General features: G+C 55.1%; 17 protein-coding genes. 11 read left to right on the forward strand and 6 right to left on the reverse strand.

The window, feature by feature from the left end; all coding sequences use genetic code 11:
* Positions 1-51: 51 nt before the first annotated feature.
* The 3 genes from GAH_RS09690 to GAH_RS09700 are packed head-to-tail and all read left to right on the forward strand — an operon-like array spanning position 52 to position 2,632.
* Positions 52-1,533, forward strand: a complete 1,482-nt coding sequence (locus GAH_RS09690) for a homocysteine biosynthesis protein (protein ID WP_048096432.1) — start codon at positions 52-54, stop codon at positions 1,531-1,533.
* 5 nt (positions 1,534-1,538) lie between these two features.
* Entirely contained in the window at positions 1,539-1,922 is a 384-nt protein-coding gene (locus GAH_RS09695) for a 4Fe-4S binding protein (protein ID WP_048096886.1), read from the forward strand.
* Positions 1,919-2,632 carry a UPF0280 family protein gene (locus tag GAH_RS09700; protein WP_245604022.1) on the forward strand — a complete coding sequence of 238 codons (714 nt, stop codon included), beginning with the start codon at positions 1,919-1,921 and terminating at the stop codon, positions 2,630-2,632. The genes GAH_RS09695 and GAH_RS09700 overlap by 4 nt, the downstream gene beginning before the upstream one ends.
* Position 2,633: 1 nt before the next feature.
* Here the strand turns inward: GAH_RS09700 and GAH_RS09705 are convergent, their stop codons facing one another.
* On the reverse strand, positions 2,634-2,981 hold the full coding sequence (locus tag GAH_RS09705; protein WP_048096434.1) for a response regulator: 348 nt from the start codon (positions 2,979-2,981) through the stop codon (positions 2,634-2,636).
* 113 nt (positions 2,982-3,094) lie between these two features.
* Between GAH_RS09705 and GAH_RS09710 the strand changes: the two genes are divergently transcribed.
* From GAH_RS09710 to GAH_RS09735, 6 genes are all read left to right on the forward strand, one after another.
* Complete coding sequence (locus GAH_RS09710) at positions 3,095-4,003, forward strand: hypothetical protein (protein ID WP_048096435.1); 909 nt, start codon at positions 3,095-3,097, stop codon at positions 4,001-4,003.
* The gene (locus tag GAH_RS09715; protein WP_048096437.1) at positions 3,987-5,141 is read left to right on the forward strand and encodes a Clp1/GlmU family protein; all 1,155 of its coding nucleotides are present in this window, start codon (positions 3,987-3,989) and stop codon (positions 5,139-5,141) included. Before GAH_RS09710 ends, GAH_RS09715 begins: the two co-directional genes overlap by 17 nt.
* A 2-nt stretch (positions 5,142-5,143) precedes the next feature.
* On the forward strand, positions 5,144-5,542 hold the full coding sequence (locus GAH_RS09720; RefSeq protein ID WP_048096438.1) for a secondary thiamine-phosphate synthase enzyme YjbQ: 399 nt from the start codon (positions 5,144-5,146) through the stop codon (positions 5,540-5,542).
* Entirely contained in the window at positions 5,523-6,140 is a 618-nt protein-coding gene (locus GAH_RS09725) for an RlmE family RNA methyltransferase (RefSeq protein ID WP_048096440.1), read from the forward strand. Before GAH_RS09720 ends, GAH_RS09725 begins: the two co-directional genes overlap by 20 nt.
* Before the next feature lie 154 nt (positions 6,141-6,294).
* Positions 6,295-7,284 carry a coiled-coil domain-containing protein gene (locus GAH_RS09730; RefSeq protein ID WP_048096441.1) on the forward strand — a complete coding sequence of 330 codons (990 nt, stop codon included), beginning with the start codon at positions 6,295-6,297 and terminating at the stop codon, positions 7,282-7,284.
* Between the two features lie 14 nt (positions 7,285-7,298).
* Positions 7,299-7,556, forward strand: a complete 258-nt coding sequence (locus GAH_RS09735; RefSeq protein ID WP_048096442.1) for a hypothetical protein — start codon at positions 7,299-7,301, stop codon at positions 7,554-7,556.
* Here GAH_RS09735 and GAH_RS09740 read toward each other — a convergent pair.
* Positions 7,553-8,092, reverse strand: a complete 540-nt coding sequence (locus GAH_RS09740) for a DUF429 domain-containing protein (RefSeq protein ID WP_245604023.1) — start codon at positions 8,090-8,092, stop codon at positions 7,553-7,555. The genes GAH_RS09735 and GAH_RS09740 overlap by 4 nt on opposite strands.
* Positions 8,093-8,195: 103 nt before the next feature.
* Here GAH_RS09740 and GAH_RS09745 point away from each other — a divergent pair, with 103 nt between their 5' ends.
* Both GAH_RS09745 and GAH_RS09750 read left to right on the forward strand, forming a co-directional pair.
* Positions 8,196-9,203 carry a zinc metalloprotease HtpX gene (locus GAH_RS09745; protein WP_048096444.1) on the forward strand — a complete coding sequence of 336 codons (1,008 nt, stop codon included), beginning with the start codon at positions 8,196-8,198 and terminating at the stop codon, positions 9,201-9,203.
* A 36-nt stretch (positions 9,204-9,239) separates the two neighbouring features.
* Complete coding sequence (locus GAH_RS09750) at positions 9,240-9,746, forward strand: flavin reductase family protein (RefSeq protein WP_048096445.1); 507 nt, start codon at positions 9,240-9,242, stop codon at positions 9,744-9,746.
* Here GAH_RS09750 and GAH_RS10480 read toward each other — a convergent pair.
* From GAH_RS10480 to GAH_RS09770, 4 genes are all read right to left on the reverse strand, one after another.
* Positions 9,731-10,210, reverse strand: a complete 480-nt coding sequence (locus GAH_RS10480) for a nucleotidyltransferase domain-containing protein (protein WP_156967457.1) — start codon at positions 10,208-10,210, stop codon at positions 9,731-9,733. The two genes, GAH_RS09750 and GAH_RS10480, sit on opposite strands and share 16 nt — an antisense overlap.
* Before the next feature lies 1 nt (position 10,211).
* A complete protein-coding gene (locus GAH_RS09760) occupies positions 10,212-10,931 on the reverse strand; it encodes a radical SAM protein (RefSeq protein ID WP_342667808.1) in 720 nt (239 codons plus the stop codon).
* A 245-nt stretch (positions 10,932-11,176) separates the two neighbouring features.
* Positions 11,177-11,638 (reverse strand): riboflavin synthase, encoded by a 462-nt coding sequence (ribC, locus tag GAH_RS09765; RefSeq protein WP_048096446.1) that lies wholly within the window; start codon positions 11,636-11,638, stop codon positions 11,177-11,179.
* A complete protein-coding gene (locus GAH_RS09770; RefSeq protein ID WP_048096448.1) occupies positions 11,635-12,756 on the reverse strand; it encodes a pyridoxal-phosphate-dependent aminotransferase family protein in 1,122 nt (373 codons plus the stop codon). The genes ribC and GAH_RS09770 overlap by 4 nt, the downstream gene beginning before the upstream one ends.
* Positions 12,757-12,759: the final 3 nt, after the last annotated feature.

Consider the following 12,759-nt stretch of genomic DNA (forward strand, 5'->3'; position numbering starts at 1 on the left):
CACCGTGTATAATTCGATACGTTTATATACTGAACAGGCAGCCCTGAGAGCGTGAAGACTGTTGAGGAGATCAATAAAAAAATTGCCGAGGGTTCAGCAAACATCGTCACAGCCCTCGAGATGAAGGAGATCGTCAGAGAGCTTGGACCTGAAAAGGCCGCTGAAGAGGTGGATGTGGTAACCACAGGGACTTTTGGTGCCATGTGCTCCTCTGGAGTGTTCTTCAACTTCGGCCACTCCGACCCGCCGATAAAGATGCAGAGGGTCTGGCTGAACGATGTTGAGGCGTATACGGGCGTGGCTGCTGTGGATGCTTATCTCGGAGTCACGCAGCTCTCCGAGACGCTCGGGATGGAGTACGGCGGAGGACACGTGATAGAGGACCTGCTGAGGGGCAAGGAGGTCGAGCTGAGGGCAACAGCTTACGGAACTGACTGCTACCCGAGGAAGGAGATCGTGACGGAGATAAGTCTGGACGACGTGAATCAGGCAATAATGGTCAATCCGAGGAACGCTTACCAGAGGTACAGGGCAGCGACCAACTCATCCGACAGGATTCTCAAGACATACATGGGTACGCTTCTTCCAAACTTCGGAAACGTCACCTATGCGGGAGTTGGAGAGCTATCACCGCTCAACAACGACCCCGAGTACAGGACGATAGGAATAGGGACGCGCATATTCCTTGGTGGAGCGAAGGGGTACGTCATTGGCGAGGGCACGCAGCACGCACCGCCATTCGGGACGCTCATGGTTCAGGGCAACCTGAAGGAGATGGACGCCGAGTACATGAGAGCCGCGACGTTTCCGGGATACGGAACAACGCTTTTCGTGGGAATGGGAATCCCGATACCAATCCTTGACGCTGAGATGGCGAAAGCCACAGCCGTTACGGACGATCAGATCGACACGGTCATAATTGACTTCGGGGTTCCGAGGAGGGACAGGCCCGTAATCAGGAAGGTCACGTACGCGGAGCTCAAGAGCGGAAAGGTGGAGATAAACGGAGAGGAGGTCAGGGTGTCTCCGCTCTCCAGCTACTACATGGCCAGAAAGATCGCCGAGGAGCTCAAGAGGCAGATCGAGAGGGGCGAGTTCTTCCTCTCGATGCCAGCCGAGAGCATCCCCACAAAGCAGGTGTTCAAGCCGATGAGGCAGAAGGAAATAAAGGTCGTCAAGAGCGTTATGAGCTCCCCCGCAATAACCGTGAAGCCTAATGAGACGATAGAGAGCGCCTCGAGGATACTCATAGAGAACGGGATAAACCACCTGCCCGTGGTTGATGAGCAGGGCAGGCTCGTTGGAATAGTGACGAGCTGGGACATAGCCAAGGCAGTCGCTGTAGGAAAGGCCAGAACGGTGGAGGAGATAATGACGAGGAAGGTCATCACCGCCTCACCCGACGACCCGATAGAGATTGCCGCGAGGAAGATGGATGCCAACAAGATCTCAGCGCTGCCCGTTGTCGATGCCAAGGGGAAGGTTCTGGGAGTTGTTAGCAGCGAGGATCTGAGCAAGCTGCTTGCGAGGTGATGAAGATGATGGTTGAGCTTGTTTACGACTCCAAGGTCGTCAGAGAGCCAATACTCACGAGGGTCGCGATAGATGAGGGAGTTACGATGAACATCATCGAGGCGAGCGTGGGGCCGAGAGAGGGAAGGATAGTAGTGGAGATCGCGGATGACGTGGCGGAGAGGATCGTCGAGAGGTTAAAGGAGCACGGGGTTGGAGTGAGGATCCTCGACAGGGGGATTGAGAAGAGCGAGAGCTGCGTTCACTGCGGCGCGTGTCTGAGCGTATGCCCCGTTGGAGTGTTCTACAAGGATGAGGATGAGAAGGTTCAGGCCGACTCGTCGAAGTGCGTGAGGTGCAGAATCTGCATAGGAGTATGTCCGGTAAACGCTCTGAGCCTTCCAGAGTGAGCTACAGAAGGTTCAGGTTCCAGTACAAGCAGACGATAACCACAGTCCTTGCGAGAAGCGAAGAGGACTACAGGAGAGCGGTTAAGGGAATGCTCTACGCGAGGGAGAGGATTGAAGAGTACATAGCCCTGAACCCCCTTTTTTTAACCGCCCTCGAGCCGATAGAGTGTGACGACAGGGATGTGATCTCAAGAATGTGCAGAGCGGCACGAGTAGCCAACGTCGGGCCGATGGCTGCCGTCGCGGCCACGGTTGCATGGTACGGCGTTGAGTTCTCCGAGTCAGAGTTCATGGTGATAGACAACGGTGGGGACATAGTGATGAGGGTGGACGAGCCGCTCACCGTCGGAGTGTATGCCGGAAAAAAGCGAACCATAGGGTTCGAGGTCGAGGGAGACGGGAAGCTGAAGGCAATATGCACGTCCAGCGGGAAGATAGGCCCATCGATAAGCTTCGGCTTCGCTGATGCTGCCACAGTCTTCTCGGACGACCCCGCCATAGCCGATGCGTGCGCAACCGCACTCGGGAACGAGATAAAGGAGGACTTCGGAAGGAGAGAGGTTGAAGAGGTGGTCGAGGAGTTCTGGAGGGAGAAGAGGAGTTACGTGGACGGAATCCTCGTCGTGAAGGACGACATAATGGTGATGGCAGGAGATGTGCCGGAACTGAAGGTTGTCGAGATAGATCCCGAGATAATAACGAAGGGTTAGCTCACAGGTGCTTCTGAATCGCCCCAACGAGGTCTTTTCTCCTGAAGGGCTTGCTTATAACCTCCACAACCCCGGCCTCCCTGAGCTCTGCCTCCTTCTTTTCGGCGTAGGCTGTCAGGGCGATTATCTTCACGTCCGGGTTTATCGACTTCATTATCCTTATCGCCTCGATCCCGTTCATGACGGGCATCATCACGTCCATTATGACGAAATCCGGCTTGAAAATCTTGAACTTCTCCACAGCTTCTCTTCCATCCTTGGCGGTTATAATCTTGTACCTTCCAGACAGCATGAGGTTGACAATCTCCCTGATTGCCGTCTCATCATCAACAACGAGTATTTTCTTCAATCAAACCACCTTTGAGAGCAGACAGTTGGAATGAATTAAAAGTTTTTCATTGGTTCAAGCCTGACCCATTCAGAGGGGACAAAATTTTAAAAACCCCCTGTCGATGGGATTGCATGGCAAAACCTCTCGAAAAGAAGTCAGCGAAGATTCTCGCGTTCATTCTCGCACTGATCATGCTCGGCTCCGTTCTTGTGTATGCGCTGAAGGGAACTTACACGACTCCAACGAGAGAGGTTGCGTATGACACCGGCGGGTTTAAGGAGACCCTGAAGCTTCTGACGGGTGCCCTTCAGGTTTACTACCTGAACTTCAACACCACCGACCAGAACATGGTGAACCTGATAGACGCCTACTGGAGGAGTCTTGCCACGGATCCGCTATTCGCTTACCTGAGGTTTACAAGCCTCAGCTCGATGTATTACGTCCTCTATCCCCAGACGGCCCTCGGGTACAGCCCTTACATGTACCTGTTCGATGTGGGCAGCTCAAAGGTCTTCTTCAGCTACGACACCAAGCAGGAGTACAACGGAGTGACGATAAAGGTGAAGAGGGGGTACGGGTTCACGGAGAACACGAACCCCGTTGCCGTTGGAACCCTCGATGCTGTGATGAACTACATCGACCTCATCTCCGGAGAAAGGAAGGAGAACAGCAGCTACGCCCAGTACATTGACAGGCTGCCGGACATGCAGTACGACTTCGCGATAGTGCTTTTCGGAGAGGCTGCCAACCAGAGCATAAGGATGAACGGAACCGGAGGGATGGTGGCCGACTTCTACTTTGAGGGAATAGTGGTGAACAGCAGTGGGGGATATGACAAGGTCGTGGCCATAAACTTCCTCCAGAACGTGTTCTTCGTAGAAGCTGAGAACGTGACCCAGTACTACAACGTCACGAGGTATGACACGCTCAACATCGCCTTCATGCATGACACCAACTTCACCAAGATCCTCACGGCGAAGCCCGAGATGAGGGCTGTGATAATCCAGCCGGTCGAGACCGGAAATGAGAGTCGAGGGTAACACGACCCTCCTCCTCATAGGCCCGGGAAAACTCAGGAGCAGCGAGCCTGCTAAAGTGTTCGGGGCCAGTGTGAGAGAGGCCGAGGTGCCTGAGGGAAAGGTCTACCCCTTCTTTTTTCAGAACGATGCTGAAGTTCAGGTCGAGGGGACATACATACTCGTGAACGGAGACACAACTCCGGAGAGCTGGAAGAGGTTCGCCGAGAGAGGATATGAGAGGGTGTTCACGTTCGGAGACACCGACAGCGGTAAGAGCAGCTTCTGTGTCTACCTGCTGAACTCCACGGAAATCGGGCGGGCGATAGATGCGGATGTCGGGCAGAGCGATGTCGCACATCCCGGGGCAATGGGTCTTGGAGAGGCAAGAGGCAATGTTTTCTCCCTCTCACAGCTCAAAATCGTTGATGTGGCTTTTGTGGGAGTGATCTCACCATCCGGCTTCGAGTCCCGGTGCCTCAGGGGGTTCAGCCACCTCGCTAAGCTCGCTGTAGACAGGGCTGTGGTGGACACGACCGGGTGGATTAGGGGCAGGAGGGCGAGGGAGTACAAGCTCGCGAAGATCGAGATATTCGAGCCGGACGTGATTGCGTGCTTTGGAGACGTGCCTGACTATCTCTCAGACTACGAAACCGCGAGGCTTGACAGCTTTGTGGTCAAGAAGAGGGACAGGGAGATGAGGGTGGCCATCAGGGGGAGGAGGTACGAGGAGTGGTTCAGGGGTCTGGAGGAGGTGGAGGTGGATGTGGATAGAGTAAGGCTCAGGAACACGACCATGTTCTCCGGCACTCCTGTGAGCGACGATGTTCTGGAGAGCTTCGGGGAGGTGCTCTACGCGGAGAGGGGGTTCGACTTCCTGACGATCTACTCGAGAAGCTTTGATGCCGGGGTGGAGGCGATCAGGTTCCTCAGGGAGTATTTCGGGGTGGCTGAGGTCAACGTTGTAAATCCCGACGAGCTTACCGGCCTCATACTGGGGCTGAGGAGGGGAGGGAAATACCTCTCCCCGGGCAAGCTTCTGGATGTTGACCTCGAGGGCAGAAAGATTAAAATCCTTGGAAGGAGAGATGCGGAGATAATCGAGTTCGGCAACTTCAGGCTTGATGAGGAGAGGAGAGAGGTTCTGGTCAGGGTGCCGTAGCCATGGTCGTGATAGAGGTAGAGACGAGGAAGAGGGAGGAGGTTGTTGACATAACCGAGAGGATCAGGGAGGCTGTTAGGGGGAAGAGCGGAATTGCGGTGGTTTACTCCACCCACACCACAACAGGCCTGATAATAAACGAGGCCGAGGCTGGGCTGATGGAGGACATCATCGCCCACCTCTCAAACCTCGTGCCCTACAGGGCGGGGTACAGGCATGACATGATTGACAGCAACGCGGATGCACACATCAAGGCGAGCCTGCTTGGGAATTCGGTCATCATACCTGTAGAGGACGGAAGGCTGCTTCTCGGGACGTGGCAGAGGATACTGTTCGTCGAGCTTGACGGCCCGAGGAGAAGGAAGGTGCACGTGATTGTCTATGAAGCCGAGAAGGGTTGAGGACAGGCAGGATCACTACTACTGGAAGGCAAAGAAGGAGGGCTACAGGAGCAGGGCGGCCTACAAGCTGCTGCAGATGGACAGGAAGTTCGGGATAATCAGGAAGGGCTACTGGGTTCTCGATCTTGGCGCGTCGCCCGGAGGGTGGAGTCAGGTTGCAGTAGAGCTTGGGGCAAGCGTTGTTGCTGTGGACTTAGCTCCAATGAAGCCTATAGACGGCGTGGTGTTCATTCAGGGTGACATAACCTCGAAGGAGACGAGGGAGATGATCAGAGGTGTCAGGGAGAAGTTCGACGTCGTTATATGCGATGCATCGCCAAAGATCACGGGTCACTGGGACATAGACCACTACCGCTCCGTCGAGCTTGTGGAGGCCGCGTTCAGCATGGCGAGGGAGTTCCTGAAGCCCGGAGGGAGCTTCGTCGTTAAGATGTTTCAGGGGCAGGAGACACCCAGACTTTACTCTGAGTTCAAAAAGCACTTCAGGTTCAAGAAGCTTCACTCTCCCCCCGCTTCGAGAAAGAGGAGCTCCGAGATCTACTTCATAGGCAAGGGGTTCGGTGGGAAGTTCAGGCCAAAGAGAGACGATACCGACTAATTTCCTCAAATTTGCATCCGTTCTGGGGAAACGTTGGATTTAAAGACAGATAAACCTTTTTAAAGAATCGTAAACGATCTCGGCCGTTTTTCACGTGCGGTGTTGAAAGAATCGATATATTTTCCGGGGTCGAGGATTCGAGTGGTGATGTGAGATGAAGTGGTATGTGGTATTCGGGGTTGTGTTGCTGCTGGCAATAACTCCAGCACTGACAGCGGCTTTCGAGGAGAGGGAGCGCGGACACTCACCGGTGATGATGGGCAATGAGAGCATGAACAACACGTCCATGATGATGTACGCCCACGGCAAGGAGTTCGCTGAGAAGAGAAAGGAGCTGCAGGAGAGGTGGAAGGAGAGGCTTGAGGAGATAAAGGAGTACAGAGAGAGGATAAAGGAGAGGAACGAGCACATCAGGGAGATGAAGGAGAGGTACAAGGAGAAGTACATGGAGGAGAGGGAGAAGTACGAGCAGCTCAAGCACAGGGGGCTCGACGATCCTGAGGTCTTCAACTACGCCAGGGGCTTCGTTGTGAACGGAATCGGGTTCGCCATAGCCCACCTCGACTCTCTGGAGAACAGGGTTATCGCGATGAACCTCAGCGACGACAGGACTGCGGAGATTCTCGGGGACATCGACGCGCTGAAGGTGACGCTGGAGGAGTGGAAGGCGGTTATAAACAACTCCACAACTCCGGAGGAGCTCAGGGAGAACGTGAAGGAGTTCAGAGAGGAGTGGCAGCTGATAAGGATCAAGATAAACGCTGTGACGTCCAAGGTGGTCGCACTTAAGTTCGAGGAGGTCATCGAGAAGGCAGAGAACAGGACGTGGATGATCGAGGACAAAATAGCGGCGCTCAAGGAGCTCGGCGTGGACACGAGCGAGATAGAGGAGGCATACCACGAGTACCTGAGCGGTCTGGCCGAGGCGAAGGGGAAGATAACCGAGGCCCTTCAGCACTTTGAGAACGCGATAAACGCCAACACCTACAGCGTTGCGAAGGAGGAGTATGAGGAGGGCAAGGATGCATATCACGAGGCCATTGACAAGTTCAAGGACACCATGGACGAGCTCAGGGACGTCTTCAAGGAGTACGCCGAGAGGATGAGGTACCTGAGCGAGAACAGCACGGCCAGCGAGTCGTGATGGGGGTGGTGTGAATGAGGAAGATTGCGATCGTGATGCTGGTTCTGGCTGCGGTGGCGCTGTTCGGGTGCACTCAGAAGGAGGCGGTGAAGGTTACGACAGAGACTACTCCCGAAACCACCCCCACCCACACGACCGGAACGCAGAGCGGAACTGAGAGCGCGAGCACAGGGATAAACGACACGTTCAAGGACCTCATCTCGGAGATAAACCAGATTCAGGAGCTCGAGAAGATAACTCAGGAACTTAACACCCTGAACTTCGAGATTTAATCCACATTTTTTGGCACCACTATTGCTCCGTCAGTGCCATCAACAACAGTCCCGTGACCGCTCCTGTAGAGCAGGACGGTCAGGGCGGATATCGCAGCATCCACCTCATCGTGATCCCTTAGCAGCATAGCATCAACATACCTTTCCAGTTCTCTTTTTATTTCCTCCAAACCCTCTCTCCTCCTTTTGTTTGCGTGAGGGGCTAAGTTCAGTATGACCCTCGTGGCGTACGGGTACACCTCGTAGACCTCCACACCCGCGCTCTCAAAGGCTTTTGCAAGCTCCATGCCTTTCAGAGCAACCTTCCTGAAGAACCCTGCACCAGACGGGAAGAGCCTGATGCCCATCTCAATCAGCTTCCTCTCGCACTCCCTGAAGGGGCCATTCTCGGGAAAAGAGAGGGGAGAGTCGATTCCCACCGCCTCAACACCCTCATCTATCAGCCGGTAAGGGTCGTGAAAAACCCTCACACTCCTGCCGGAAATCAGGGCTGAGACCGATCGCTTCAGCCCCACATCTATCCCGCCAACCTTCACACCCACCATTTCTCAGCCAAACTTAAAAATGCTGCTAAAGGGCTGCAAAATCCGAAATTCTGTGGGATAATGATTTTAAACCCATTCGACATTAGATGTAAACATGTTCCTGATACTGGATCCGATATACATGGTGCTGGCCGTGGCGGGATACATGGTAATGTTCCTGCTCGCAGGCTTCATAGCGCCGAAGGTAGCGGGCAGGGTCGCAGGGAGGTTTTCCCTGTACACCTCGATGCTCCTGCTCGCCCTGCTGATACTCAGCATAAGCGCGACAATACTCTACGTGATTCTGGTTTACGCTGGCATCTCTGCAGGCTTTACAGGACTCATCGCGTTCCTCGTGATCATAAACTTCCTGATGTACCTCGCCTCCCCGTACATCATCAACATGATGTACGGTGCAAAGCACAGTCCGGAGCTTCAGGCCATCGTCGATGAGGCGGCAATGAGGCTTGGTGAGAGGAGAAGGTTCAAGGCCATGCTCGTCCACTCACCGCCCAACGCCTTTGCCTACGGAAACTTCCTGACCGGAAAATTCGTCGCGGTCTCGGACTCTCTCGTGAGCATGCTGTCGAGGGACGAGCTTCTTGCAGTCGTTGGCCACGAGATCGGCCACCACAGACACAGAGACTCTGCGGTGATGCTCCTCCTCGGTTTGCTGCCGTCGGTGATTTTCTACCTTGGCTACGCGATGGTTCACTCCGCCCTCAGGGATGACAGGAACGGAAAGCAGCTGGCCATAATCGGGATCGCAGCAGTGATAGCAAGCTTCGTCGTTCAGATACTCGTGCTCGCGTTCAGCAGGCTGAGGGAGTACTACGCGGACACAGAAGGCGTGAGGGTTGCAGGAAAGCTCCCGATGCAGAGCTCACTCGCCAAGATCCACGCGTTCTACTTCAGGGCTCCGAGGGCGTATGCGGACATACAGGACAGCAGCTTCAAGACCCTCTTCATCTACGCGTTCGTTAATGCGGTGGCGAACCCGTACGTTTCGATGAGGGACATCGAGGCGCTCAAGAGGATGGAGGTATCCCCGCTGCAGGAGTTCATGTCCACACACCCGCCAATCCCGAAGAGGCTGAGGTTCATAGACTCCCTGCCGTACTGAGGCACCATTTTTATACCTCCTTTCCCTTTTATTCTCATGAACCCCGAGGCCCTGTACAGGATAAGCTACGGCCTCTACGTTGTTTCAAGCCACCTCGATGGCAGGCCGAACGGCCAGATCGCCAACACGGTCTTTCAGGTAACCTCAGACCCGGTCATGGTTGCAGCCTGTCTTAACAAGCAGAACCTCACGCACGAGTATGTCTCAAAATCGGGAGTGTTCTCAGTCTCGGTTCTCGAGAAGCAGACGCCCATGGCGTTCATAGGCAGGTTCGGGTTCAGGAGCGGGAGGGACCTCGACAAGTTCGATGGAGTGGACTTCTTCTGGGGAAAGAGCGGTGCTCCGGTTGTGAGGGAGCATGCGATAGCTTACATCGAGGCGAGGGTTGTGGACAGGATGGATGTCAGAAGCCACACGCTGTTCGTCGGAGAGGTTGTCGAGGCGGAGGTGCTTGGCGGGGGAGAGCCTCTTACGTACGCGGACTACCACTATCTGAAGAAGGGTAAAACTCCCCAAACCGCTACGGTTTACTTCAGGGACTGATTTTTCAGTTGCTCGAGAATTTTCTGGATCTTTTCCCTATCCTTTGGTCTGTCGAGCAGCCTGTATGACTCAAGATGGTCATCGAGCCTTGAGAGTGGGACTGTAAGGTCACCGATTTTGACGTAAACTGGCCTGTCAAGCCTTTCCGTGAGATCCACAGCCCTGCCCTTCGCATGCACTCTCAGGCCACCCATCACCTCGACCCTCACACCCTCAACCTCGAAAATACTGTAGTGGGAGGAAAACGCTCCGATCGAGCTATATCTCACAGGTTTGACCAGAAAATCGCTCAGGATCTCCTGAATTCTGTACGCGCCCTCTTCGTCGGTTATCAGATCAATGTCTTCCGGCTGGACATCAACACCCTGCAGGGCGAGGCTCAGGCTACCGCCAACGACCCACCTGATCCCTTTACCTCCTAACCTCTCACAAAGCACCTCGAGGGCCCTCAAAAATTTCTCCACCCTACCACCCCAGAAGGTGCCTGTTGCCCAGGTGAACGTTCTTCAGGTGCCTTTTCGCAGCCCTCAGGCACTCGAGGACCTGCTCCCTCAGCGTCACAGGAAGGTCTGAGAGCCTGTAGTCAGGATGGAAGACGAGTAGCGAGTAGGGGATCTCGTCGTTTATGCTGGCGATGAGTTTCGCTATGCCCTCCACCTCCTCCGCATCAACGTAGTAGGGTACGAGGAGGGTGGTTGCCGAGATCACCTCAGGGTACCTTTCGGCCAGAGCCTCGAAGTTCTTCAGAACGTTCCTGTTGCTCCATCCTGTGAGAATGAGGTGCAGGTCTTCGCTCCACGCCTTCAGGTCGAACTTCACTGTGCCTTTGCTCAGGCTGCTGATCTCTCCCGCCCTCATGGCCAGCCTCCTGCTGCCGTCTCCGTTCCACTCCCAGCAGATCATTGTGTCGGGCTTCCTCTCCAGAACCTCCTCGCTGAACCTCAGCGCGAAGGGCATCTGGGGCTCAGGAGACCCGCCAAAGTGGCATATACACCTGACTCTCGGGTCCAGCGCCGCCTTAACCGCGTCCTCAAGTTTCACGGCTGGAGCTCTCTCAACGTGCTTGTGCTCCCAGTTCTGGCAGTACAGGCAGTCGAAGTTGCAGCCGTAGTAGAAGACCGCGAGGTTGTAGCCCTCAAGCCTCGAGCCGTTGCAGAACCAGGAGTTGCAGCAGTTTGTTGGCAGCGGGCAGTTTCTGGGCTCACCCTTCCCCTAACACCGCACAGCCCCTCATCCGTCCCGCACCTGTTGGAGCAGAGGCTGCACTTGTTTCCTCCAATCGCGTCAAGGCCCTCGTGGATCTCTTTCGCCACCCAGCCGCTCGTCTTGGCACACCTCTGGCAGACTGGAATTGTCCTTGAGGGCCTCGGGCCGGAGCAGATGATGCACTCCACAAAAATGCTGTGGCTTGAAAATAGAAAAAGGTTGGGCTACCTCTGTATGGGGCCAACGTCCTCGTAACCCTGCCTCTGCCCGGTTCCCGCCTGCTTCACGAGCCTCTCAGGATTCCTGATCAGGTCTACAGCGTTTCTCACGTGCTCTCTGACCCTGTTCTCGGCGACCATGAGTAACGTCTTCTCATCCTCCGCCTCATCCTCGTGGATGGTGACGTCGATTATGTGTTTGTTCGTCATCAGCTCGGCGATTATCTTCCCAACCGAGAGGGCGATGTAGCTCAGCGCGTCCTTCTCAGCCTTCCCGACCCATCCGAGGGTTATGACTATGTCGCACTCCTCCTCCTCTATGAGCCTCTTCGCCTCCACCGGCAAGTCCTTTATTCCCGGGACTGTTCTCCTTACATACTTCACTCCCGCGTAGTTCCTGAGTTCGTCTATGGCTATCGCACCCATGTTTATCCTCGAGAAGGTTGTGTCCACGATGCCGATCTTCATCTCAGAGCCTCCATGGCCGCGTGAATTGCGGGTTTTACGGCACCTTTCCTGAGGAGGATCTCCTCAACCGCGGCGAGGGTTGCGAGGAGATCTCTCTTGTTGACGTTGCCCATGTGCCCTATCCTGAAGATCTTGCCCTTAAGGTGCTCCTGACCTCCGGAGATCGTTATCCCGTACTCCTCCCTGAGCGTACCCCTGAGCTCCTTGTCACTCACCCCTTCAGGCATCCTTATGGCCGTGACGGTGTTGGAGTACCGCGAGTGCTCATTCAGCTTCGGGAACAGCTCCAATCCAGCCTCTTCTGCCCACTTCCTCGTGGCGTTTGCGAGCTTTCTGTGCCTCGCGATCCTGTTCTCAAGCCCCTCCTCCTCGATTATCCTGAGAGCCTCTGCCAAGGCGAGGAAGAGCGGGACGGCTGGAGTGTACGGGGTCTGGTTGTCCTTCGCCTTCTTCACGTAGGCCTTCAGGTCGAGATAGAACGGCACGTTCTCGTTGTAGAAGTCCCACGCCCTGTCGTTAACCGCTACAGCCGCGAGTCCGGGAGGAGCTCCGAGGCATTTCTGCGACCCCACCACGGCCACATCCACGCCCCAGTCGTCCATCCTAACCTCATCTCCACCAACGCTTGTGATTCCGTCCATTATGACGAGTGCGTCGTACTTCTTCGCTATTCTCGAGATCTCCTCAGCTGGATTGAGTATGCCCGTGGAGGTCTCGTTGTGGACGAATGCAACCGCCTCGCTCCCATTGGCGAGGGACTGCTCGACCCTCTCCAGATCTACGCTCTCCCCCCACTCGAACCTCAGGTGATCTACCTCAGTGTACCTCCTTGCTATCTTTGCAAACCTCTCGCCGAACTTCCCGTTGTCTATGCAGGTGATCCTCCTCACTTTGGAGAATGAAGCTATGGCGGCCTCCATCCCGGCTGTACCGCTGCCAGAGATGATCGCGACATCTCCGTGAGTGCCGAAGAGTGGCTTTATTGCGTTTATGCAGTACTCAAAAACCTCCTCGAAGTCCTTGCTCCTGTGGCCTATCATCTGCTTGGCCATCGCGTTTATTATCCTCTCGTGCAGCTTTACCGGGCCCGGAATCATAAGCAAGCCATCAGGCTTCATGCT

It is taken from the genome of Geoglobus ahangari (assembly GCF_001006045.1).
Taxonomy (GTDB): domain Archaea; phylum Halobacteriota; class Archaeoglobi; order Archaeoglobales; family Archaeoglobaceae; genus Geoglobus; species Geoglobus ahangari.

What these genes read in the sequence shown, in the direction of transcription:
- GAH_RS09695 (WP_048096886.1), top strand. Translation starts at nt 1,539, where the DNA reads ATGATGGTTGAGCTTGTTTACGACTCCAAGGTCGTCAGAGAGCCAATA.
- GAH_RS09710 (WP_048096435.1), top strand. Translation starts at nt 3,095, where the DNA reads ATGGCAAAACCTCTCGAAAAGAAGTCAGCGAAGATTCTCGCGTTCATT.
- GAH_RS09715 (WP_048096437.1), top strand. Translation starts at nt 3,987, where the DNA reads ATGAGAGTCGAGGGTAACACGACCCTCCTCCTCATAGGCCCGGGAAAA.
- GAH_RS09720 (WP_048096438.1), top strand. Translation starts at nt 5,144, where the DNA reads ATGGTCGTGATAGAGGTAGAGACGAGGAAGAGGGAGGAGGTTGTTGAC.
- GAH_RS09725 (WP_048096440.1), top strand. Translation starts at nt 5,523, where the DNA reads ATGAAGCCGAGAAGGGTTGAGGACAGGCAGGATCACTACTACTGGAAG.
- GAH_RS09730 (WP_048096441.1), top strand. Translation starts at nt 6,295, where the DNA reads ATGAAGTGGTATGTGGTATTCGGGGTTGTGTTGCTGCTGGCAATAACT.
- GAH_RS09735 (WP_048096442.1), top strand. Translation starts at nt 7,299, where the DNA reads ATGAGGAAGATTGCGATCGTGATGCTGGTTCTGGCTGCGGTGGCGCTG.
- GAH_RS09745 (WP_048096444.1), top strand. Translation starts at nt 8,196, where the DNA reads ATGTTCCTGATACTGGATCCGATATACATGGTGCTGGCCGTGGCGGGA.
- GAH_RS09750 (WP_048096445.1), top strand. Translation starts at nt 9,240, where the DNA reads ATGAACCCCGAGGCCCTGTACAGGATAAGCTACGGCCTCTACGTTGTT.
- ribC (WP_048096446.1), bottom strand. Translation starts at nt 11,638, where the DNA reads ATGAAGATCGGCATCGTGGACACAACCTTCTCGAGGATAAACATGGGT.
- GAH_RS09770 (WP_048096448.1), bottom strand. Translation starts at nt 12,756, where the DNA reads ATGAAGCCTGATGGCTTGCTTATGATTCCGGGCCCGGTAAAGCTGCAC.